Annotated in this window: 24 protein-coding genes and 1 pseudogene; 10 read left to right on the top strand and 15 right to left on the bottom strand. The window is 72.7% G+C overall.

Annotation, left to right across the window (positions count from 1 at the left end; translation table 11 throughout):
• Positions 1 to 37: 37 nt before the first annotated feature.
• Positions 38 to 913 (top strand): undecaprenyl-diphosphate phosphatase, encoded by an 876-nt coding sequence (locus ACZ4WH_RS12095; RefSeq protein ID WP_468179313.1) that lies wholly within the window; start codon positions 38 to 40, stop codon positions 911 to 913.
• Positions 914 to 1,108: 195 nt separating this feature from the next.
• A complete protein-coding gene (locus ACZ4WH_RS12090) occupies positions 1,109 to 1,288 on the top strand; it encodes a hypothetical protein (RefSeq protein WP_468179311.1) in 180 nt (59 codons plus the stop codon).
• A gap of 57 nt (positions 1,289 to 1,345) precedes the next feature.
• On the opposite strand, the gene ACZ4WH_RS12085 is transcribed toward ACZ4WH_RS12090, so the two are convergent.
• Complete coding sequence (locus ACZ4WH_RS12085; RefSeq protein WP_468179309.1) at positions 1,346 to 1,966, bottom strand: DUF4291 domain-containing protein; 621 nt, start codon at positions 1,964 to 1,966, stop codon at positions 1,346 to 1,348.
• Positions 1,967 to 2,061: 95 nt separating this feature from the next.
• On the opposite strand from ACZ4WH_RS12085, the gene ACZ4WH_RS12080 reads away from it, so the two are divergent.
• Both ACZ4WH_RS12080 and lnt read left to right on the top strand, forming a co-directional pair.
• Entirely contained in the window at positions 2,062 to 2,526 is a 465-nt protein-coding gene (locus ACZ4WH_RS12080) for a nuclear transport factor 2 family protein (RefSeq protein ID WP_468179307.1), read from the top strand.
• Between the two features lie 158 nt (positions 2,527 to 2,684).
• Positions 2,685 to 4,259 (top strand): apolipoprotein N-acyltransferase, encoded by a 1,575-nt coding sequence (gene lnt / locus ACZ4WH_RS12075; protein WP_468179305.1) that lies wholly within the window; start codon positions 2,685 to 2,687, stop codon positions 4,257 to 4,259.
• Here the strand turns inward: lnt and ACZ4WH_RS12070 are convergent.
• Both ACZ4WH_RS12070 and ACZ4WH_RS12065 read right to left on the bottom strand, forming a co-directional pair.
• Positions 4,177 to 5,088, bottom strand: coding sequence for a Gfo/Idh/MocA family protein (locus ACZ4WH_RS12070; protein WP_468179303.1), 912 nt, complete (start codon positions 5,086 to 5,088; stop codon positions 4,177 to 4,179). The two genes, lnt and ACZ4WH_RS12070, sit on opposite strands and share 83 nt — an antisense overlap.
• A 10-nt stretch (positions 5,089 to 5,098) precedes the next feature.
• Positions 5,099 to 6,274: an FAD-dependent monooxygenase gene (locus ACZ4WH_RS12065; RefSeq protein WP_468179301.1), complete on the bottom strand. Its 1,176-nt coding sequence runs from the start codon at positions 6,272 to 6,274 to the stop codon at positions 5,099 to 5,101.
• A 74-nt stretch (positions 6,275 to 6,348) separates the two neighbouring features.
• On the opposite strand from ACZ4WH_RS12065, the gene ACZ4WH_RS12060 reads away from it, so the two are divergent.
• Positions 6,349 to 7,044 (top strand): TetR/AcrR family transcriptional regulator, encoded by a 696-nt coding sequence (locus ACZ4WH_RS12060; RefSeq protein WP_468179299.1) that lies wholly within the window; start codon positions 6,349 to 6,351, stop codon positions 7,042 to 7,044.
• A gap of 115 nt (positions 7,045 to 7,159) precedes the next feature.
• Positions 7,160 to 7,639, top strand: coding sequence for a hypothetical protein (locus ACZ4WH_RS12055; protein WP_468179297.1), 480 nt, complete (start codon positions 7,160 to 7,162; stop codon positions 7,637 to 7,639).
• A 39-nt stretch (positions 7,640 to 7,678) separates the two neighbouring features.
• Here ACZ4WH_RS12055 and ACZ4WH_RS12050 read toward each other — a convergent pair whose 3' ends face one another.
• The 8 genes from ACZ4WH_RS12050 to ACZ4WH_RS12015 form a co-directional block, all read right to left on the bottom strand.
• Positions 7,679 to 8,026: an antibiotic biosynthesis monooxygenase family protein gene (locus ACZ4WH_RS12050; RefSeq protein ID WP_468179295.1), complete on the bottom strand. Its 348-nt coding sequence runs from the start codon at positions 8,024 to 8,026 to the stop codon at positions 7,679 to 7,681.
• 99 nt (positions 8,027 to 8,125) lie between these two features.
• Positions 8,126 to 8,617: a hypothetical protein gene (locus tag ACZ4WH_RS12045; RefSeq protein WP_468179293.1), complete on the bottom strand. Its 492-nt coding sequence runs from the start codon at positions 8,615 to 8,617 to the stop codon at positions 8,126 to 8,128.
• A gap of 249 nt (positions 8,618 to 8,866) precedes the next feature.
• Positions 8,867 to 9,550, bottom strand: a complete 684-nt coding sequence (locus ACZ4WH_RS12040) for a uracil-DNA glycosylase (protein ID WP_468179290.1) — start codon at positions 9,548 to 9,550, stop codon at positions 8,867 to 8,869.
• Positions 9,551 to 9,669: 119 nt separating this feature from the next.
• Positions 9,670 to 11,247 carry an ABC transporter substrate-binding protein gene (locus ACZ4WH_RS12035; protein ID WP_468179288.1) on the bottom strand — a complete coding sequence of 526 codons (1,578 nt, stop codon included), beginning with the start codon at positions 11,245 to 11,247 and terminating at the stop codon, positions 9,670 to 9,672.
• 194 nt (positions 11,248 to 11,441) lie between these two features.
• Entirely contained in the window at positions 11,442 to 12,203 is a 762-nt protein-coding gene (locus ACZ4WH_RS12030) for an SDR family oxidoreductase (RefSeq protein WP_468179286.1), read from the bottom strand.
• Between the two features lie 21 nt (positions 12,204 to 12,224).
• Positions 12,225 to 12,986: a 3-oxoacyl-ACP reductase FabG gene (gene fabG / locus ACZ4WH_RS12025; RefSeq protein WP_468179284.1), complete on the bottom strand. Its 762-nt coding sequence runs from the start codon at positions 12,984 to 12,986 to the stop codon at positions 12,225 to 12,227.
• Positions 12,987 to 13,133: 147 nt separating this feature from the next.
• Positions 13,134 to 13,583: a DUF3037 domain-containing protein gene (locus ACZ4WH_RS12020; RefSeq protein WP_468179282.1), complete on the bottom strand. Its 450-nt coding sequence runs from the start codon at positions 13,581 to 13,583 to the stop codon at positions 13,134 to 13,136.
• Positions 13,580 to 14,368: a HipA family kinase gene (locus tag ACZ4WH_RS12015; protein ID WP_468179280.1), complete on the bottom strand. Its 789-nt coding sequence runs from the start codon at positions 14,366 to 14,368 to the stop codon at positions 13,580 to 13,582. The genes ACZ4WH_RS12020 and ACZ4WH_RS12015 overlap by 4 nt, the downstream gene beginning before the upstream one ends.
• A gap of 164 nt (positions 14,369 to 14,532) precedes the next feature.
• On the opposite strand from ACZ4WH_RS12015, the gene ACZ4WH_RS12010 reads away from it, so the two are divergent.
• On the top strand, positions 14,533 to 14,994 hold the full coding sequence (locus tag ACZ4WH_RS12010; protein WP_468179278.1) for a Rieske (2Fe-2S) protein: 462 nt from the start codon (positions 14,533 to 14,535) through the stop codon (positions 14,992 to 14,994).
• A gap of 6 nt (positions 14,995 to 15,000) precedes the next feature.
• On the opposite strand, the gene ACZ4WH_RS12005 is transcribed toward ACZ4WH_RS12010, so the two are convergent.
• The gene (locus ACZ4WH_RS12005) at positions 15,001 to 15,645 is read right to left on the bottom strand and encodes a cysteine hydrolase family protein (RefSeq protein ID WP_468179276.1); all 645 of its coding nucleotides are present in this window, start codon (positions 15,643 to 15,645) and stop codon (positions 15,001 to 15,003) included.
• A gap of 97 nt (positions 15,646 to 15,742) precedes the next feature.
• Here ACZ4WH_RS12005 and ACZ4WH_RS12000 point away from each other — a divergent pair, with 97 nt between their 5' ends.
• Positions 15,743 to 16,213, top strand: a complete 471-nt coding sequence (locus tag ACZ4WH_RS12000; RefSeq protein WP_468179274.1) for a pyridoxamine 5'-phosphate oxidase family protein — start codon at positions 15,743 to 15,745, stop codon at positions 16,211 to 16,213.
• Positions 16,214 to 16,228: 15 nt separating this feature from the next.
• Here the strand turns inward: ACZ4WH_RS12000 and ACZ4WH_RS11995 are convergent, their stop codons facing one another.
• Positions 16,229 to 17,131: a LysR family transcriptional regulator gene (locus ACZ4WH_RS11995; protein WP_468179272.1), complete on the bottom strand. Its 903-nt coding sequence runs from the start codon at positions 17,129 to 17,131 to the stop codon at positions 16,229 to 16,231.
• Positions 17,132 to 17,205: 74 nt separating this feature from the next.
• On the opposite strand from ACZ4WH_RS11995, the pseudogene ACZ4WH_RS11990 reads away from it, so the two are divergent.
• A pseudogene (locus ACZ4WH_RS11990) lies at positions 17,206 to 18,146 on the top strand (DMT family transporter).
• Positions 18,147 to 18,223: 77 nt separating this feature from the next.
• Here ACZ4WH_RS11990 and ACZ4WH_RS11985 read toward each other — a convergent pair.
• Positions 18,224 to 19,555: an aminotransferase class I/II-fold pyridoxal phosphate-dependent enzyme gene (locus tag ACZ4WH_RS11985; RefSeq protein ID WP_468179270.1), complete on the bottom strand. Its 1,332-nt coding sequence runs from the start codon at positions 19,553 to 19,555 to the stop codon at positions 18,224 to 18,226.
• 50 nt (positions 19,556 to 19,605) lie between these two features.
• On the opposite strand from ACZ4WH_RS11985, the gene ACZ4WH_RS11980 reads away from it, so the two are divergent.
• Complete coding sequence (locus tag ACZ4WH_RS11980) at positions 19,606 to 20,286, top strand: pyridoxamine 5'-phosphate oxidase family protein (protein WP_468179506.1); 681 nt, start codon at positions 19,606 to 19,608, stop codon at positions 20,284 to 20,286.
• Between the two features lie 10 nt (positions 20,287 to 20,296).
• On the opposite strand, the gene ACZ4WH_RS11975 is transcribed toward ACZ4WH_RS11980, so the two are convergent.
• Positions 20,297 to 20,476: a hypothetical protein gene (locus tag ACZ4WH_RS11975; RefSeq protein ID WP_468179268.1), complete on the bottom strand. Its 180-nt coding sequence runs from the start codon at positions 20,474 to 20,476 to the stop codon at positions 20,297 to 20,299.
• Between the last annotated feature and the right edge of the window lie 17 nt (positions 20,477 to 20,493).

Genomic DNA, 20,493 nt, shown 5'->3' with positions numbered 1-20,493 from the left:
ACCTCTTCATCCCTCAGCGCTTGGACGCCATACCTTCATGTCTTGGTTTGAATCCCTCGTCCTCGGACTCGTCCAGGGGCTGACCGAGTTCCTGCCCGTCTCCTCCAGCGCGCACCTGCGGCTGACCGCGGCGTTCTCGGGCTGGAAGGACCCGGGGGCGGCCTTCACGGCCATCACGCAGATCGGCACGGAGACCGCGGTCCTCATCTACTTCCGCAAGGACATCGGCCGGATCATCACGTCCTGGTTCCGCTCGCTGTTCGACAAGGCGATGCGGCGCAACCACGACGCGCAGATGGGCTGGCTGGTGATCGTCGGCTCCATCCCGATCGGGGTGCTGGGCGTGACGCTGAAGGACCAGATCGAGGGCCCGTTCCGCGATCTGCGGATCACCGCCACCATGCTCATCGTCATCGGCGTGATCATCGGCATCGCCGACCGGATGGCGGCCCGCGACGAGACCGGCGGCCGGCACCGGGCGCCCAAGCAGCGCAAGACCCTGGAGAACCTGAGCGTCAAGGACGGCCTGATCTTCGGTCTCTGCCAGGCCTGCGCCCTCATCCCCGGCGTCTCCCGCTCCGGCGCGACCATCAGCGGCGGCCTGTTCATGGGGTACAAGCGCGAGGCCGCGGCCCGCTACTCGTTCCTGCTCGCCATCCCGGCCGTCCTCGCCTCCGGCGCCTTCGAGGTGAAGGACTCGCTGGGCGAGGGCCATGTGGACTGGCCGCCCACCCTGTTCGCGACGGTGATCGCGTTCGCGTCGGGATACGCGGTCATCGCCTGGTTCATGAAGTGGATCTCCAACAAGAGCTTCATGCCCTTCGTCTGGTACCGCGTCGCCCTCGGCGTGGTGATCATCGCCCTCGTCGGCGCCGGCGTGCTGAGCCCGCACGCGGCGGAGTCGGCGGGCTGACGGTCCGCCCGACCACCTCTGTTTCGGACATCTTCGCGCCCGCGGCGGCCCGCCCACGACCTGGGCAACGCCCCGCGGGCGCCGGGCACTTCGCGGCCACGGACGGATGGCCGGGCGGCGCCGGTGACCAACCCCATACCTTCTGCGTAGCCGCGCGGTAGCGCACGGTCAGCCCTTGCCCCTAGGCTGGTCGGCATGTCCCCCGAATTCCTGCCCCCTGGTTCCGTGCGCTCTGCTGCCGAGGTGAACGAGCAGATCCGGGCGCTGTGGCTGCGTGCGGGCGGCACCCTGTCGGCCCAGGAGCGCGCGGAGTACGAGCTGTTGGTGATCGAGTGGGCCGAGGCGATCCGCGGTCAGGTCATCGAGGCGGCCTGACGCGACCCGGCGCGGCCTGCCCGGTGCCCGCATCCCCGCGAGCACCCCGCCGCCGCTCTACGCCCGCAGATGCGCCAGCACCTCGTCGGCCGCCGGATACGGCCGCTCCTTCGGCAACAGCCCCTTCGCCCGCTCCAGTTCCCCCGCCCGCACCAGCCCGTGGATCTCCGTGGCCAGCGGTGTGACGTCCTCGATGCCGACGATCCACTCGTCGGCGTACCGGGCCGCCGCCTCCCCGGCGAGGCCGAGCTGCAACGACCGGTACGGCAGCGGGTCGAGGTGCAGATCCCGCTCCGGGTCCCACTGGACGCGGGCCGGACAGCGCGCCAGCTCCGCCTTCCAGGCGGCCTGGTCGGCGTGGAGCGCGGGGACGTAGTGGGACAGGCAGGCGTGGCGCAGGGCCCACTCGAAGCCGTCCCGGCTGATCTCGACGGCCAGGACGGTCTCCTGGCCCTCCTTCGTCCCCCAGCCGCAGCGGTACATCATCCACAGGAAGGACGGCTTGATCCACGTCATCCGGTCCCGCTTCCAGGCGGACGGAAAGCGTCCGGTGCGGGCGGCGGCCCGGCCGATCTTCGGGCGGTAGGCCTGGTAGACGGTGACCGTGGTGTCCGTGTGCCGGGCGCGGACGCGGAATCTGGGCTCGGTGTCGACGAGTTGTTCGTTCTGTTCGCTCACCGGGACAGGTTCGGCCGCCGGACCCGCCCCGCACCACCGAATATTCACCCCGCACACCTCTTGGCTCCGCGCCCGCCGTGCCCAACACTGTGCCGATGACCCAGCGTGCGGAGTTCGCGACCGTGAGGGACCGCCTGGCCGTGGACGACCTGGTCACCGCGTACGCGGTGGCGGTGGACGACGGCGACTGGACGGCGTACCGAGGGCTGTTCACGACGGACGGACGCGCCGACTACCGCTCGGCGGGCGGTATCGAGGGCGACGCCGGACAGATCACCGCGTGGCTCGCCGGGAACCTGACCCTGTTCGCCATGCGCCAGCACCTGATCGTCAACCGTCAGGTCCGCTTCGGCGTCCTGGACCAGGACACCGGGGACACCGCCCGCGTCCGCGCCGACTACCTCAACCCCATGCGCTTCACCGACCCCGACGGCTCCGCCGCCCCCGACCTGGTGTGCGGCGGCCGCTACGACTTCGCGCTCCTGCGCACCGCCGAGGGCTGGCGCCTGCGCGAGGTCGTCGTACACGAGAAATGGCGCCGCGGTCCAGGTGCCCCGTAGAGGTGCGCGGCTGTACCGACATGCGGCTCCGCCGCGTGGGCGCGAGCAGCCCTCCCCGGCCCGCGGCGGCCGAACCACCGCCCCCACCCGAGCTGAAACGCGCCCGCCGTCACACTCCACGCGCACACTGGACCTATCGCTGGGTAGGGAGGCTCCCTATGAGGACGATCAACCGCTGGCTGACCTCCCCCTGGCGCCGCTCGGCCGCCGCCGCCCTCACCGGTGCCCTGCCGGTGCTCTCGTTCCCGGCCCCCTCGCTGTGGTGGTTCGCGTACATCGCGCTGGTGCCGTGGATTCTGCTCGCCCGCTCCGCGCCGACCGGGCGGCGGGCCGCGTACGACGGCTGGTGGGGCGGCATCGGCTTCCTGACGGCCGTCCACCACTGGCTGCTGCCGAGCCTGCACGTGTTCATCTTCCTGATCGCCGCGCTGCTGGGCCTGCTCTGGGCGCCCTGGGGCTGGCTGGTGCGCCGGTTCCTGGGCGGGGTGCCGTCGGCGGGCCGGGGTGCCGCCGCGCTGGTGGTGGTGCCGTCGGCCTGGCTGGCGGTGGAGCTGGTCCGGTCCTGGCAGGGGCTCGGCGGGCCGTGGGGCATGCTGGGCGCCAGCCAGTGGCAGGTGGGCCCGGCGCTGCGGCTGGCCTCGGTCGGCGGGGTCTGGCTGCTCAGCTTCCTGGTGGTGGCCGTCAACGTGGCGGTCGCCGAGCTGCTCGCCGTCCGCGCCTGGCGGGTACCGGCCGTGGCCTCGCTGGTCGCCACGGCCGCCGCGACCTCGGCCGCGTGGGCGTGGGCGCCGCGTCCGGACGTCGACGGGCGGGTGCGGATCGCCGTCGTGCAGCCGGGGATCGTGGCCGGGCAGGACAGTGGCGACAAGCGGTTCGACCGGGAGGAGCAGCTGACCCGGCGGCTCGCCGGGGAGGGCGTCGACCTGGTGGTGTGGGGGGAGTCCAGCGTCGGCTTCGACCTGGACGACCGCCCCGACCTGGCCCGGCGGCTCGCCGCGCTGTCCCGCGAGACCGGCGCCGATCTGCTGGTGAACGTGGACGCCCGCCGCTCCGACCGGCCCGGCATCTACAAGAGTTCGGTGCTGGTCGGCCCGGGCGGCCTGACCGGCGACCGGTACGACAAGATGCGGCTGGTCCCGTTCGGTGAGTACATACCGGCCCGTTCGCTGCTTGGCTGGGCCACCTCGGTGGGCCGGGCGGCCGGCGAGGACCGGCACCGCGGCACCGAACAGACCGTGATGAACGTCGGGCACGGGCTGCGGATCGGCCCGCTGATCTGCTTCGAGACCGCGTTCCCGGACATGAGCCGGCGCCTCGCCGAGGACGGCGCGGACGTCCTCCTCGGCCAGTCGTCCACCTCGTCCTTCCAGCGCAGCTGGGCCCCGGAGCAGCACGCCTCGCTGGCCGCGCTGCGCGCCGCGGAGACCGGCCGCCCGATGGTGCACGCCACCCTCACGGGCGTCTCGGCGGTGTACGGCCCGGGCGGGCAGCGCCTCGGCTCGTGGCTCGGCACCGACGCGAGCGCCGCGCGCGTGTACGACGTACCGCTCGCCCACGGCATCACGCCGTACGTCCGCTACGGCGACTGGCCGGTGGACGGGGCGCTGCTGGTGCTGGCGGCGCTGTGCGGGACCGAGGGGGCGCGGGCGCTCAGGCTGCGCCGCAGCGGTCCTGAACCGCTCGGACCACCCGCTCACACAGTTCATGAGTCGCCAGCGCGTCCCTGGCGCTGAGCGGCTTCCCGGCCCGCACGGCGTCGAGGAACGTGAGGGCCGCCTGTTCGATGCCGCGCTGGCGGGCCACCGGCACCCAGTCGCCGCGCCGACGCACGGTCGGCTGCCCCTTGTGGTCGATCACCTCGGCGAGGTTGACCACCTGGCGCTTGGTGTCCTGCCCGGACACCTCCAGGATCTCCTCGGTGGAGCCGCTGAGCCGGTTCATCACGCCGAGCGCGGTGAAGCCGTCGCCGCCGAGCTGGAGCACGACGTGGTGCAGCAGCCCGCCCTCGGCGCGAGCCCGCACGGTGACGTCGTCGACCGGGCCCGGCACCAGGAAGCGCAGGGTGTCGACGACATGGATGAAGTCGTCCAGGATCATCGAGCGCGGTTCCTCGGGCAGCCCGATCCGGTTCTTCTGCATGAGGATCAGCTCGCGCGGGTGGTCCAGGCACTGGGCGTACCCGGGGGCGTACCGGCGGTTGAAGCCGACGAACAGCGAGACGCCCCGCCGCTCGGCGAGCCCGACCAGCCGCTCGGAGTCGGCGAGTTCGTAGGCGAGGGGCTTGTCCACGTACGTCGGCACGCCGGCCTCCAGCAGCCGGGTGACGATCTCGGGGTGGACGGCGGTGGGCGCGTGCACGAAGGCCGCGTCGAGGCCGGCGGCGAGCAGCGAGTCCAGGGTGGTGTGCCGCTGCTCCCGGGGCAGGTGCAGGCTGTCGCCGACCCGGTGCAGGGTGGCGGGCGTGCGGGTCTGCACATGCAGGTCGACTCCCGGCTGCATGCCGAGCACCGGCAGATACGCCTTCTGCGCGATGTCCCCGAGTCCGATGCAGCCGACCTTCACGTGCTCTCCCCTACGGCTTGCCTGCGTGTTGCCTGCCGGAAGCATACGGGGGCCGCCAGTCGGCGATGCCGTCGAAGCCGCGCAGGAAGAGCGCGGGCCCGGCCTGCGACAAGGCCGCGATGACCGTGTTCCGTACGGCCGCGACGGCCCGGGTGCCGGCCATGTTCAGGCGGGCGACCCGGACGGCCTGGCGGGCGATGGCGGCCGTGCGCGGGAGCCGGTCCGCGGTGTAGGCGGCCAGATCTCCGCTGTGGTGGGCGAGGACGACGGCATCCTCGATGGCCTGGTTGCCGCCCTGGCCGAGGGTCGGGGGCATGGCGTGGGCGGCGTCGCCGAGGAGGGCGGTCCGGCCCGAGTGGTACGCGGGCAGGGGCCGGGCGAGATGGTGGACGTCGTGCCGGAGCACGTCCTCGGGGCGGACGGCGGCGAGCACGGCCGGGATCGGGTCGTGCCAGTCGCCGTAGCGGCGCAGGAGTTCGGCCCGCTCGTCGTCCGGGACGCGCTCCCCCGCCGGGACCATGGCCGCCGCGTAGGCGTAGACCCGGCCGTCCTTGAGGGGCTGGGTGCCCCAGATGTGACCGCGGCCCCAGGTCTCGTGCGGGGTGAACTCGGCGCCGGGCACGGGGATCAGGACGCGCCAGGTGGTGAACCCCGCGTACACCGGCCCGGGGTGGGCGGGGAACAGGGCGGCGCGGACCCGGGAGCTGACGCCGTCCGCGCCGACGACCAGGTCGGCCTCCAGTTCCTCCCCGCCGGCGGTCACGCGGGCGGGCCGGGCCCGGTCGCCGGGGTCGGCGAGGGTCGCGGGCGTCCCGGTGCGGACGGCGCCGGGCGGGAGCAGGGCGGCGAGCCGGTCGACGAGGGTGGCCCGGGGCAGCAGGACCAAGGGGCCGCCGAAGCGGGCGGCCGCGGCCTCGGCGTTCACGCGGGACAGCCAGCGCCCGCCCGGGGTGCGCAGTCCCCCGTCGCCCTGCCAGGCCGCCAGGTCGCGGATCTCCTCACCGATGCCGAGGACGTCCAGGGCGCGCAGGCCGTTCGGGGCGAGGGAGATGGCCGCGCCGACGGGGTTCAGGGCGGGAGCGCGCTCCAGCACGGTCACGGCCCAGCCCTTGAGGTGCAGGGCGGCTGCCACGGCCAGCCCTCCGATCCCGCCGCCGATGACGATCACGCGGGCCGTCTCTGCCATGACCCCTCCTCGGGACTACACCTGTAGTGGCCGCGACTGTACTACGGCCGTAGTGCGACGGATAGGGTCGCCTCATGCCCGCACAGCAGCCCGCCACCACCGGTACCCCCCGCACGACCGACACCAAAAGCACCTCCGGCACCCACAGCGCGACCGACACCAATCGCACCTCCGGCACCTCCCGCGCCGATCTCGTCGCCGACGCCGCCCTCGCCCTGCTCGCCGAGCGCGGCATGCGCGGGCTGACGCACCGGGCGGTGGACGAGGCGGCCGGGCTGCCGCTGGGCTCGACGTCGAACGTGGCGCGCACCCGGCAGGCGCTGCTGGAACTCGCGGTGCGGCGGCACGCGGAGCGGGAGGCACGGGTGCTGGCACTGGCGGAGATGCCGGACCCGAGCGGCGGACCCGAGGCGCTGGCGGACGGGCTGGCGCTCGCGGTCCACCGCTCCCTGACCCGTAACCGCGACCTGCTGATCGCCCGCTACGAGCTGGCCCTGGAGGCCACCCGCCGCCCCGAACTGCGCGCCTTCTACGACCGGACCGGCGCCGTCTTCAAGGAGCAGCTGACCGCGCTGCTGACCGCCGTGGGATCACCGGACCCGGCCCGCCAGGTGCTGTCCCTGGTCGCCTGGGCGGACGGGCTGATGTTCTCGTGCGCGGCCGGTTCCTTCAGCACCCGGACACCGGGCCTGGAGGAGATCCGCACGGGGCTGCGGGAGCTGCTCGGGGGCCTGATGGGAGTGCGGCCCGAGGGCGCCGACGGCGGCTGAACGTCAGCCCCGGTACGGCGCGTCCCTCCGCGGGGGGCACGCGATCACCCGTACGGGGCACCGGATTCGGCTTCCCCGGTGCCGAGCCGGGTGCCGACCCAGCAGAGTTGCGTGGGTGTATCGAACGACGACGACCGCAGCGCTTCTGGTCACCGTGGCCGTCTCGGCCCTGTCCGGCTGTGTGACGGTGCGGCAGGCGGCGCCACCGGGATCGCCGCCGGACACCGCGCCCTCCCAGCCGACGGCGCCCCGGGCGGACAGCGCGGAGCCCCGGGTGGTGCAGGCACCGGCCCGCGAGGCGCTGGAGATGGTCGGCCCGTCCCGGCGCCCGCAGCGCTCCGGACCACCCGCCCGGCACCGGGCCCCGGCCGCGCCCGAGGTCACCCGCCGGCCACCGGCGGCCCCACCCGGGCCCCCGCTCCCGGTCGCCTCCCGCCGGCCGCACACCCCCGCGCCCTCCCCGCCCCCGGCGGCGCCCGGTCCTCCGGACGTGTGCGCCCTGGGCAGGACGTACGGCGGCTGGCACAAGGACAGTCCGGAAGCGAGGATCTGCGCACAGGCATACGGCCACCGTCCCGCGCCCCGAAGCCAGTGAACTCCCGGCGGCGCGGGGGAGCATGGGCGGCGGTGGCACCTACATGTCCGCCGGGCGGGTGAACCCGTAGGCGCGCTCGACCTTGGCCACGTGGAGCGAGAACGAGGAGTACCAGTGCTCGCGTCCCTGCGCGCGGGCCAGGGCGTGCTCCGCGTGATCCCGCCAAGCGGCGATCGAGTCCTCGTCCCTCCAGTACGACACCGTGATCCCCAGGCCGTCCGCACGGCGGGCGGAATCGACACCGAGGAATCCCGGCTGCTCGGCAGCCAGTTTCAGCAACCGCTCGTCCGTCTCCCCATAGCCGTTGTCGCCGGCGGTCCGCACGGCGGTGAACACCACGGCGTAGTAGGGCGGCGCGGGCAGCGACGCGGGCGCGAGATCCGTCACGGAGGTCCTCCAACAGACGACACCGGCACTATCGCCTCAAACGGTCTCGCGCACCCACCCGAACTCACAACCCTGCCGGCGGGTCACTGACCCACGCCCCTAGCGTTCGTCGCCAGGCGTGCCGTCCTCGCCCAGCCGCAGCGCCAGGCGGCTGATCGCGGAGCGGACGCCCGCGCCGTAGCCGTCGTCAGCGAGGCAACGCGCGGCGCCGCGGGCCCGGCGCAGATGACTGCGGGCGGCCTCGGCGCGGCCCAGCTTGGCGTAGTCGGCGGCCAGGTTGAGGTGCAGGGAGGGGAAGAAGCCCCGCACGCTCGACGGGTCGCCGTCCACGCGGCCGTCGGCGATCTCCTCCGCCGCCGACAGCGCCCGCAGGTCCCAGGCGAGTTCGTCCGCGGGGTCGTCCTGGGTGTCGGCCAGGTAGTGGGCGAGGGTGCAGCGGTGCAGCGGGTCGCCGTCCTCACCGATCTCCGCCCAAAGGTCGAGGAAGCGGCTGCGGGCCTCCTCGCGGTCGCCGCCGTGGTGCAGCATCACGACCTGCCCGATCCGCGTGAGCACGGCGTCCGGCGCCGCCTGTTCCTGTCGCTCCGCCACGGGTGCCCTCCGGGCCGTTGGCAATGGTTCGACCCTGACGCTAACCGGCCCCGCGGGGATTCCTGGTCAGGCGGCGCCGTTGCGGTGCGGGCCGGTGGTCGACCGCGGGTCCGCCGTGGCTGGTCGCGCCCACGCGGCGCAGCCGCCTGTCGACACCGCCTCACGTCCCCTCGGGGCGCGGCCCCCTAGGACCGGGCCCTGGCCGTCTTCGCCGTGCTGTCCCGGCCCTCGCGCCCCGAGGGCCGGCCGTCACCCGAGGTTCGGGATGCGCCAGTCGATCGGCTCGTGCCCCTGCGCGGCGATCGCCTCGTTGATCTGCGTGAACGGGCGGGAGCCGAAGAACTTCTTGGCGGACAGCGGCGAGGGGTGCGCGCCCTTGACCACCGCGTGCCGGGTCTCGTCGATCAGCGGGAGCTTCTTCTGGGCGTAGTTGCCCCACAGGACGAAGACGGCCGGATCGGGCCGGGAGGCCACCGCGCGGATCACCGCGTCCGTGAACTTCTCCCAGCCCTTGCCCTTGTGCGAGTTGGCCTCGCCGGCCCGGACCGTGAGGACCGCGTTGAGCAGCAGCACGCCCTGCCGGGCCCACGGCATCAGATAGCCGTTGTCCGGGACGGGCAGGGCCAGCTCCTCCTGCATCTCCTTGTAGATGTTCCGCAGGGAGGGCGGGGTCTTCACGCCGGGACGGACCGAGAAGCACAGGCCGTGGCCCTGGCCCTCGCCGTGGTACGGGTCCTGGCCCAGGATCAGGACCTTCACCCGCTCGTACGGCGTGGCGTCCAGCGCGGCGAAGACCTCCTCGCGCGGCGGGTAGACGGGGCCCCTCGCCCGCTCCTCCTCGACGAACTCGGTCAGCTCCTTGAAGTAGGGCTGCTGGAGCTCGTCGCCCAGAACCCCGCGCCAGGACTCGGGCAGCATGGCGATGTCGGTCACGTCAACGTCCTCATGGTGTGGATCAACTACGGCGTGCGGTCACTTCCAGGTTTCCGAACCTACAGGCGACCACTGACAACCGGAGCCGCGAGGGCCGTTCGCCCAGCCCACAGCCGGTCTCACCAGCTGGTCTTGCGGTGCAGCGTCCACATCATCATGATCGTCGAGGGGTCCAGGGCCTGCTCGCCGCCGGAGATGTCGACGCTGGCCGCGAGGAACTGCCGGCCCTGCCACAGCGGGATCAGCCGGGCGTCGTTCACCATGATCTGCTGGGCCGCCTCCACGTCCTTGACGGTCTGGGCGCGGTCGCTCTCCGCGCGCGCGTGGGGCAGCAGCCGGTCGGTCAGCTCCTTGGACGGGTAGGGCGTACCGAGCGCGTTGTGCTCGCCGACGAACGGCGCGATGAAGTTGTCGGCGTCCGGGAAGTCCGGGAACCAGCCGCGTCCGAACACCGGGTACTCACCCTTCTGGTAGCCGACCACATAGCTCTTCCAGGGGCGGCTCCTGAGGGTGATGGTGAACAGGCCGGAGTCGTCCAGCTGCCGCTTCAGTTCCCGGAACATCAGGGCCGTCTCGGAGCCGTAGCGGTCGGTGGTGTACCAGAAGGTGAGCGGCACGGGCTGGGTGATGCCGGCGTCGGAGAGGATCTTGCGGGCCTTGGCGACGCTCGGTTCGCCGTAGTCGTCGAAGAACGGGGTGGCGTGGCCGGTCAGGCCCTTGGGGACCATCGAGTACAGCGGGTCGACGGTGTCCTTGTAGACCTTGTGCGCGATGGCGCCCCGGTCCACGATCTGGGCGATGGCCTTGCGCACGGCGGGCTGCTTGGCCCAGGGGTCCTTGGGGTTGAACACCAGGTAGCTGATGTCGGTGCCGGTGCCGTCGACCAGTTGCAGGTCCTCGTTGTCGTGCTCCTGGAGGGCGAGGATGTCGTCGGCGGCGAGGCCTCGGTAGGTGACGTCGATCTGCTTGTCCCGCAGCGCCCTGACCATGCCGGCGGAGTCCTTGAAGTAGCGGATGGTCACCGCGTCGTTCTGCCGCTTGGCGAAGCCCTGGTAGGTGTCGTTGCGGACCAGGACGGCCTTGCCGCCCTCGTCGTAGGACTGGAGCTTGTACGGCCCGGAGCCGTGGACCGTGGTGTCCTTGCGCAGGGAGTTGGCGGGGTAGTCGTCCGGGTCGACGATCGACATGGCGGGGGTGGCCAGCACGAACGGGAAGGTGGCGTCGGGCTGGTTGAGGTGGAAGACGATCTCGCGGTCGCCGCTGGTCCGGACGCGGTCCAGGCTGCCGAGCAGCCCGGCGGGGCCGCCGGGGGCGTCGATGGTGCGGATGCGGTCGATGGAGTGCCGGACGGCCTCGGCGGTCAGCGGGTCGCCGTCGGCGAACTTCAGGCCGGCGCGCAGCTTGCAGCGGTAGGTGCGGCTGGTGGAGTCGGTGAAGGAGCAGCTCTCGGCGGCGTCGGGCTGGGGGGTGGTGGCGCCGTTCGGGTAGGCGAGGAGCGTCTGGAAGATGTTCCGGTACAGCTCCCACGAACCGTCCCAGGCGCCGGCCGGGTCCAGGGTGCTGGGGGCGCTGGTGGTACCCACGACGATCGGCCCCTGGCTGTCGGGGTCGCCGTCGGACAGCAGACTGCATCCGGCCACCAGCGATATGGACGCGATCGCCGCGACTCTCCGCAGGAATCGGTTCCGGTTGAACACGCGCACGCTCCTCGATCTGCCATACCAAGGGTCGGCAGACCATACCGCAGCGTTCGTACCCCTGAACCTGCCCGAATTCAGGCCTTCTTGATCGACTGAGCGATGACGACGTTGTCATTCCGCTGTGCGGACGCTGTACGGCCTTCCGGGCGCCGATCCGTCCGAAAATCGACGCCCGGAAGAGATGCGCGGGCTCAGCCCACGCCGGCGTTGAGGAAGATGCCGCCGTCCACGACGAGGGTCTGACCGGTGATCCAGTCGGACTGCCGGGAGGTGAGGAACGCGGCGGCCCCGCCGATGTCGGAGGGCACACCGAGCCGGCCGAGGGGGTAGGCGGCCGCCGCCTCCTCCTCGCGGTTCTCGTACAGGGCCTGCGCGAACTTGGTCTTGACGACGGCCGGGGCGATCGCGTTGACCCGCACCTTGGGCGCGAACTCGTGCGCGAGCTGCTGGGTCAGGTTGATCATCGCGGCCTTGCTGACGCCGTAGGCGCCGATGAAGGGCGAGGGCGCGAGGCCCGCGACGGAGGCGATGTTGACGATCGCGCCGCCGTTGTCCTTCTGCCAGGCGTGCCAGGTCTTCTGGGCGAAGCCGAGCGCGGAGATCACGTTGGTCTCGAAGACCTTGCGGGCGACGTTCAGGTCGAGGTCCGCGATCGGGCCGAACACCGGGTTGGTGCCCGCGTTGTTGACCAGGAAGTCGACCCGGCCGAAGGCCTCCATGGTGCGCTCGACGGCCTCGGCCTGGTGGTCGAGGTCGTGGGCCTTGCCGGCGACGCCGATGACCCGCTCGGCGCCGAGCTGCTCGACGGCCTCCTTCAGGGCGTCCTCGTTGCGACCGGTGATGCACACGCGGTCGCCGCGCGCGATGAGCGCCTCGGCGACGCCGTAGCCGATACCGCGGCTGGCGCCGGTGACGAGCGCGACCTTGCCGGACGGCTCCGGGAGTTCAGTCATGTCCGTGTTACCCCTGGATCCTTAGTTGAGCGGTCCGCCGGCGACGTACAGCACCTGGCCGGAGACGAAGCCGGCGGCCTCGCCGGTGAAGAACGCGATGGCGTTGGCGATGTCCTCGGGCTCGCCGACGCGCTGCACCGGGATCTGGGTGGCGGCGGCCTTCTTGAAGTCGTCGAAGCCCATGCCGACCCGGTCGGCGGTGGCCTTGGTCATCTCGGTGGCGATGAAGCCGGGGGCGACGGCGTTGGCGGTGATGCCGAACTTGCCCAGCTCGATGGCGAGGGTCTTGGTGAAGCCCTGGAGACCCGCCTTGGCGGCCGAGTAGTTGACCTGGCCGCGGTTGCCGAGCGCCGAGGAGGAGGACAGGTTGACGACGCGGCCCCAGCCGGCGTCCACCATGTGCTTCTGGACGGCCTTGGTCATCAGGAACGAGCCGCGCAGGTGCACGTTCATGACCGTGTCCCAGTCGGAGACGCTCATCTTGAACAGCAGGTTGTCGCGCAGCACGCCCGCGTTGTTGACGAGGATCGTCGGGGCGCCCAGCTCCTCCACGATCCGGGCGACGGCCGCCTCGACCTGCGCCTCGTCGGAGACGTCGGCGCCGACCGCGATGGCCTTGCCGCCGGCCGCGGTGATCTTCTCGACGGTGTCCTTGCAGGCGGCCTCGTCCAGATCGATCACGGCTACCGCGCGACCTTCGGCGGCCAGTCGTACGGCGGTGGCGGCGCCGATGCCGCGCGCCGCGCCGGTGACGACCGCGACCCGCTGTTCAGTGGTGGACATTGCTGTGTCTCCTCGCCCTTGAGAGAACCTGTCGGGCCCTCGGAGAGGACCCCTGGTGCGGTGAGCGACCGCTTAGTACCTTCAGCACCCGTGACGCTAGAAGCCCTGGCACCCGGTGTCAACGGCACATCCGCCCGGTGTGATCCATTACCTCACCAGGAGGTCCAGCAACCGCTCCGTCTCGGCGGCCGGGTCGACCGTCAGGCCGGTGTGCACGGGGCCGGGCTGCACCACGGTGGAGCGGGGGGCGATCACCCAGCGGTAGCGGCGCCCCGCGTCGTCGCCGGCCGCCTGTCCGGCCTGGTCGCCGCCCGCGCAGTGCCGTTCGATCGCACGGAGTGCGGCCCGCACCCCGGCGACGTCGGCGGCCGGGTCCAGCGCGAGCAGCCGGGCCTCGTCCAGATGGGTGCGGGCGCCGACGTAGTCCCGGGCGCGGCAGTACACGACCACGCCCGCGTTGACGCACTCCCCGCGCTCCACCCGGGGCACGACCCGCAGCAGCGCGTACTCGAACACGTCCCGGTCGCCGCCCTGGCCCGCCCGGGTGATGTGCCGCTCGGTCACATGGCCGGCCATGTGGATGTGGCGCTCGCTCACTTGCCCTCCTCGGTTCCGGAGCCGTCACCGGTGCCGATGCCGGTGATCCGCTCGGCGATGACGGCCGCCCGCGCGAGCAGCGGCCGCGTGTAGGCCCGGCGCAGGTCGTCCGGGGTGTCGAAGCCGGGCTCGTCGGCGAGCCAGACGTCCGGGATCTCGGCGGTGACCTCGGCGAGCAGGTCCTCGGTGACCCGGGGGGCCAGCTCGGCCGCGGCGGCGGACACGTCGGGGGCGAAGCGGGCGAGGGCGTGGTCGGAGGCGTCGTACGGCCGGGCCGCCGAGGCCTCGGCCGCGGGCCAGTTGTGGTGCCAGATCATGGTGGCGCCGTGGTCGATGAGCCACAGCTCGCCCTGGTGCACGAGCAGGTTGGGGTTGCGCCAGGAGCGGTCGACGTTGTTGATCAGCGCGTCGAACCAGACGATCCGGCCGGCCTCCTCGGGGCTCACCTGGAAGGCGAGCGGGTCGTAGCCGAGGGCGCCGGACAGGAAGTCCATGCCGAGGTTGGTGCCGCCGCTGCCCCGCAGCAGGTCCTGCACCTGCTGCTCGGGCTCGCCGAGCCCGAGGACCGGGTCCAGGTGGACGGTGACCAGGCGGGGCACGCGGAATCCGAGGCGCCGGGCGAGTTCGCCGCACACCACCTCGGCGACCAGCGTCTTGCGGCCCTGTCCGGCGCCGGTGAACTTCATGACGTACGTCCCGAAGTCGTCGGCCTCGACGAGCCCCGGCAGCGAGCCCCCCTCACGCAGGGGCGTGATGTAGCGGGTCGCGGTGACTTCCTTGAGCATCGCCCCAGGTTACTGGGGTACGCCCGGACGGCCGGCCGACAGCCGTGGCTCACGGTGCGTTCATCACCGGACGGGAAGGATCTGGATGCCCGTCTGAACGGCCGCCGCCCCCCGGCCGTACCCCATGACGGATCACGAGCAGCTCCGCGGAAGGGAATCCTCACATGACAAGCCCATCGCTCCACCCCGCAGCGGGACCGGCCCGCCGTACCGTCATGGCGGCGGCCGGAGCGGCGGGGCTCGCCGCCGCGCTGACCGCCTGCGGTTCGGGCGACGACTCGTCCGACACCGTCGACACCGGCTCGGGATCCGGCGGGTCCGCGCAGGACGGCGCCGACGGCACCGCGCTGGCCAGGACCGCCGACATCCCCGAGGGCGGCGGCAAGATCTTCAAGGACCAGGGTGTCGTGGTCACCCAGCCGTCGGCGGGCACCTACAAGGCGTTCTCGTCCAAGTGCACCCACCAGGGCTGCGCGGTGGGCAGCGTGGCCAACGGCGTGATCGTGTGCCCGTGCCACAACAGCGAGTTCTCCGTGACGGACGGCAGTGTGAAGAAGGGTCCCGCGACGAAGCCGCTGCCCGCGGCGAAGATCACCGTCTCCGGCGACGAGATCACGCTGGCCTGATCGGGCTCAGCGCCGTCCGCGCGCGCGTCCGAAGCAGCCGAGCAGCTCGTCGGTGGTCGCGACCGTGGCGACCAGCGCGAGCGTGTTGCGGATCATCGCGGGGGTGTAGTCGGCGGGCACCCCCGCGATGGCGTCGGCCGCGACGACGGCGGTGTAGCCGAGGTTGACGGCGTCGAACACCGCGTTGGGCACGGCGACGTTGGCCGAGACGCCGGTGACGATCAGCGTGCGGCAGCCGAGGTTGCGCAGCAGGGCGTCGACGTCGGTGCCGTGGATCGGGGACAGCCCGTGCAGCCGCCGTACGACGAAGTCCTCCTCGGTGACCTCGATCGGGGGCGCGACGCGGACCGCCGTGCTGCCGGTCAGCTGCCGCACGGGAAGCCGTTCGGCGGCCCGGAAAAGGCGGGCGTTGCGGTTCGCGCCCCGGCCGTCGGGCCGGCGCTCGGCGACCGCGTGGATCACCTGCACACCGGTCTCGTGGGCGGCGGCGACCAGCCGGGCCACGTTGTGCAGGACACCGGAGGAGCGTGCCACGCGGGCGAGTTCGGGCAGGGCGCTGTCCGGGCCGACGACCCCCTGCTGGCACTCCACGGTGAGGAGCACGGTGCTCACGGGGTCGAGGAGGTCGTCGAGTCGCTCGTTCGACGGCATGGCGGCGCCCCCTTGAAGACGACGGCTTCTCTTTTCTGACGTGATGTCAGAGGATCACCATAGTTTTCTGACACGACGTGGGAGAAGAGGGGGCCGCATGACCGTCACGCAGCAGCGCCGGGGCCGGAAGATCATGATGACGCCCGGCGAGCTGGACGAGTTCCTCACCGCCCAGCGCACCTGCCGGGTCGCGACCGTCTCGGCCGACGGCGCGCCGCACGTCAGCGCGCTGTGGTTCGCCTGGGACGGCACCTCGCTGTGGCTGTACTCGGTGGTGCGCAGCCGGCGCTGGGCGCAGCTGCGCCGCGACCCCCGGGTGGCCGTCGTGGTGGACTCCGGCGAGGAGTACGACCAGTTGCGCGGGGTCGAGCTGTCCGGCCGGGTGGAGTTCGTCGGCGAGGTGCCGCGCCGGGGTGAGCTGTGCGCCGAACTCGACACCGCCGAGACGCTGTTCGCGCGCAAGAACTTCGGCCTGGACGAGATGCCGCACGACGGCCGGCACGCCTGGGCCCGGCTGACCCCGGACAAGATCGTGTCGTGGGACTTCCGGAAGCTGAGCGGGGCGTAGCGCGGGCCGCGGGTCTCAGCCCAGCTTCCGCGCCGCCGTACGCAGCGCCTCGACGGCCGCCCGGATGGAGGGACGGCGGTCGGCGTCCGCCCGCCAGACCACGTACACATGGCGGCGCACGCGCTGCTTGAGCGGCACCAGGACCACGCCCTCGGGCACCGGGTGCCGGCCCAGCAGCGGCGCGATGCACACGCCCAGCCCGGCCGCGACGAGGCCGAGTTGGGTGTGGGTCTCGCCCGCGCGGTGGCCGACGATCGGCTCGACGCCCTTGGACCGCAGGGTGAACATCAGCCACTCGTGGCAGAACTCGCCCTCGCCCCAGGTGATCCACTCGTCCTCGGCGAACTCGGTGAGGTCCACCTCGTCCCGGTCCGCGAGCCGGTGCGTCGCGGGCACGGCGACCTCGGCCGGGTCGTCCAGCAGGGGCGCCTTGACCAGGCCGTCCGGCACGGGCATCGGCTTGTTGTACCAGTCCAGGACCACCGCGAGATCGAGATCACCGCGCACGACCCCGGCGATGCCCTGCTCCGGTTCCAGCTCGCTGGAGCGCACGCGCAGCCCCGGGTGCTCGGTGCGCAGGGCGCCGAGCGCGGCGGGGAAGAGGCCGCGGGCGGCCGTCGGGAACGCCGACAGCCTCAGTTCGCCGACGACCTGGCCGCGATGCGCCTCCAGGTCGGACTGGGCCAGCTCGACCTGCGACAGGATGCGCGCCGCGTGCTCCGACAGCAGCCGGCCGGCGTCCGTGAGCCGTACGCCACGGCCGTTCTTGGCGAGGAGCTGCTGGCCGACCTCCCGTTCCAGCTTGCCCAGCTGCTGGGAGACGGCGGAGGTGGTGACGTGCAGCGCGTCGGCGGCGGCGCTGACCGAGCCGTGCCGGGCCAGGGCGTCGAGGGTGCGCAGGCGCTCCAGGTTCAACATGTAAGTGATTCTAAGAGGTACCAGGCGATAATTCTCGATTGTGCTACGAGGTTGTCTCCAGCATCGTGGAGACCATGAGCACGGTCACCACATCGACCCGAACCAGGTCCCAGTCCCCCGCCCCCGCCCGGCCGCGCGCCCGCCTCGACTGGCGGCTCCGCTTCGGCGTCCTGTCCCTGATCTGGGGCTTCAGCTTCCTGTTGATCAAGGTGGGGACCGAGGGGTACGCGCCCTTCCAGGTCACCCTCGGACGGCTGGTGTTCGGTACGGCGGTACTGGTGGCGGCGATGGCGGTGAAGCGGGAGCGGCTGCCGCGCGGGGCCCGGCTCTGGGGGCACATGGCGGTCGCCGCGTTCCTGCTGAACGCCCTGCCGTTCTCCTTGTTCGCCTACTCCGAGCTGACGATCCCGTCCACCCTGGCCGGCATCTGCAACGCCACGTCTCCCCTGTGGGGCATGGCGCTGTCCCTGGTCGCCCTGTCCGAGGACCGGCCGACCCGCGTGCGCGTCGCCGGGCTCGGGCTCGGTTTCCTGGGCGTCCTCACCGTGCTGGGAGCCTGGCAGGGCTTCCACGGGCTGGACGCCAGGGGTACGGCGATGGCACTGCTGGCCTCGCTGAGCTATCCGGTGGGCTGGATCTATGTACGGCGGACGCTGACCGGCACGGGGAACTCCCATCTGTCGATGACCGGGGGCCAGTTGCTGCTGGCGACCGTGCAGCTTGCCGTGGTGACGCCGCTGTTCACCAGCGTGCCGGAGCACTTCTCCGTCGTCCCGCTGCTGGCCGTCGCCGCGCTGGGCGCGTTGGGGACCGGGCTCGCGGTGCTGATCCAGTACGGGCTGGTCGCCGAGGTCGGGCCCACCACCCTCAGATGGTCACGTACTTCATTCCCGTCATCGCCACGGCCGCGGGAGTGGCGATTCTCGGGGAGTCGCTGCGGTGGACGACGCCGGTGGGGGCGGTGATCGTGCTGGCGGGGGCCGCGCTCACGCAGGTGCGGGGCAGGAGCGCGTGATGGGGCGGGGTGCGTGCGTGGGTGCGGGTCCGTTGTGGCTTGTCGCGCGGTTCGCCGCGCCCCTTTCTCCGTCGCCGTCAGCCGTAGACGCGGGCCGGGGACGGGCGTACCGCCGCTGCCACCGCGTCGGCCAGGGGAACGACGTCCTCCTCGGTGAGCGGTGAGATCGTGATGCGGACCGCCTGCCGCGAGGCCAGGCGGAAGCGGGCTCCCGGGGCCACCGCCCAGCCTCTTTGGAGCAGGCGGGCGATGGCACCCGTCTCGTCGGGGACCGGCACCCAGACGTTCATGCCGCTGCGGCCGTGCGCGACCACCCCCCGCTCCGCCAGCGCGTCGACCAGGCCGATCCTGCGGGCACGGTACGACTGCGCCACCGCCCCCCGGTCGACCGCGCCGTGGGTCCAGAGGTGGGCCACGGCCCGTTGCAGGAGGAGGCTCACCCAGCCGGGGCCCAGGCGCTGGCGGCCTCGGACCCGGTCGACGGTGACGGGGTCCCCGGCGAGGACGGCGAGGCGCAGGTCGGGGCCGTAGGCCTTGGCGGCCGAGCGGACGAAGGCCCAGTGGTGGGTGACGCCCGCGAGGGGGTGCAGTGGCAGGTCGACGATGCCGTGGCCGTGGTCGTCCTCGATGAGCAGGGTCCCCGGGTGGTCCCGCAGCACCGCGCGCAGGGCACGCGCGCGCGTGGCGGTGACCGAGGCGCCGGTCGGGTTCTGGGCCCGGTCGGTGACGATCAGGGTGCGGGCCCCGGACTCCAGGGCGCGGCGAAGGTCGTCCGCGCGCGGCCCGTCGTCGTCCACGCCGACCGGGGCCGTGTGCAGGCCGAGGGCGGGGACGAGGTCCAGGAGGCTGCCCCAGCCGGGGTCCTCGACGGCGACCGTGTCGCCGGGCCTGAGGTGCGCGGTGAGGACGCGTTCGACGGCGTCGAGGGAGCCGGACGTCACGGTCAGCGGGCCCGCCGGAACCCCGTCGGCGTCGAGTTCGGCGCGGGCGAGGCGGGCGAGGTCCGCGTCCACGGGGTCGTCGCCGTAGAGGACGGGCATGCGGTCGCCCTGCTCCGCCGCCGCGGCGAGAGCCGGGGCCAGGCGGGGCAGCAGGGCCGGGTCGGGATTGCCCGTGGAGAGGTCGCGGCCTCCGGGGGGCACCTCCACGCGCAGCTGCTCGCGGCCGGTGGTGGCCGGCTTGGGGCGGATACGGCTGCCCCGGCGGCCGGCGGTCTCGATCACTCCGCGTTCGCGCAGGATGCGGTAGGCGGCGGCGACCGTGTTCGGGTTCACCCCCAGCTGGGCCGCCAACTCCCGCATGGGGGGCAGGGCCTGGCCCGGTTGCAGCTCGCCGGTGCCGACCGCCTGCTCGACGCCGGCCGCGATCTCGGCTGCACCGCGCCCGGTGATCCGATATTCTCCTAGCACAAAGAGCATTATGCACTAGTGCAAAACTCGCCGCCATGGAGGGGACCGACATGCAGGGCACGACCGAGGACACGCGGGCCGCCGCCTACACGCCGACCGACCGGACCGTGCCCACGCGCTCCGCCGAGCGGGCGTCGTACGACAAGGAGCTGGTCCACGCGATTCTGGACGAGGGGTACGTCTGCCACCTCGGCTTCGTCCGGGACGGCGCCCCGGTGGTGCTGCCGACGCTGTACGGCCGGGTCGGCGAGCGGCTCTACGTCCACGGCTCGACCGGCTCCCGGCCACTGCGGATGACCGGCCAGGCCGACCCGGGCCTGCCGGTGTGCCTGACGGTCACCCACGTCGACGGGCTCGTGCTGGCCCGCTCCGCCTTCCACCACTCGATCAACTACCGCTCGGTCGTGGTGCACGGCATCGCGCACGAGGTCACCGACCCCGAGGAGCGGCGGCTGGCCCTGGACGCGCTGGTCGACCACGTCGTCCCGGGCCGGGCCGCCGACTCCCGGCCCGCGAACAAGAAGGAGCTGGCCGCCACCGCCGTCATCCGGCTGGACCTGGAGGAGGTCTCGGCCAAGGTCCGCACCGGCGACGCCAACGACGAGCCCGAGGACATGGACCTGCCGCACTGGGCCGGGGTCGTTCCGATCCGCAGGGGCTACGACACACCGGTCCGCAACGCCGACCTGGCGCCCGGCATCGAGCTGCCGGACTATCTGGCACAGCGGTAGCGCCGGAGGGTCACACCGGTACCGCCTTCCGCCGGCCGGCCGCGCGGGGCTCGCTCACCGCGAGGCCCGCGACCGCGCCGAGCATCAGCAGGATGCCGGCCGCCGTGGTCACCGTGAGCCGCTCGCCGAGCAGCACGACAGCGAGCACGGTCACCCGCTCCGGCTCCATGATCACGGAGACGGTGCGCACGTGGACGTGCGGAAGTC

It is taken from the genome of Streptomyces sp. NPDC029138, assembly GCF_055564375.1.
This window is presented reverse-complemented; position numbering and strand designations above follow the sequence as displayed.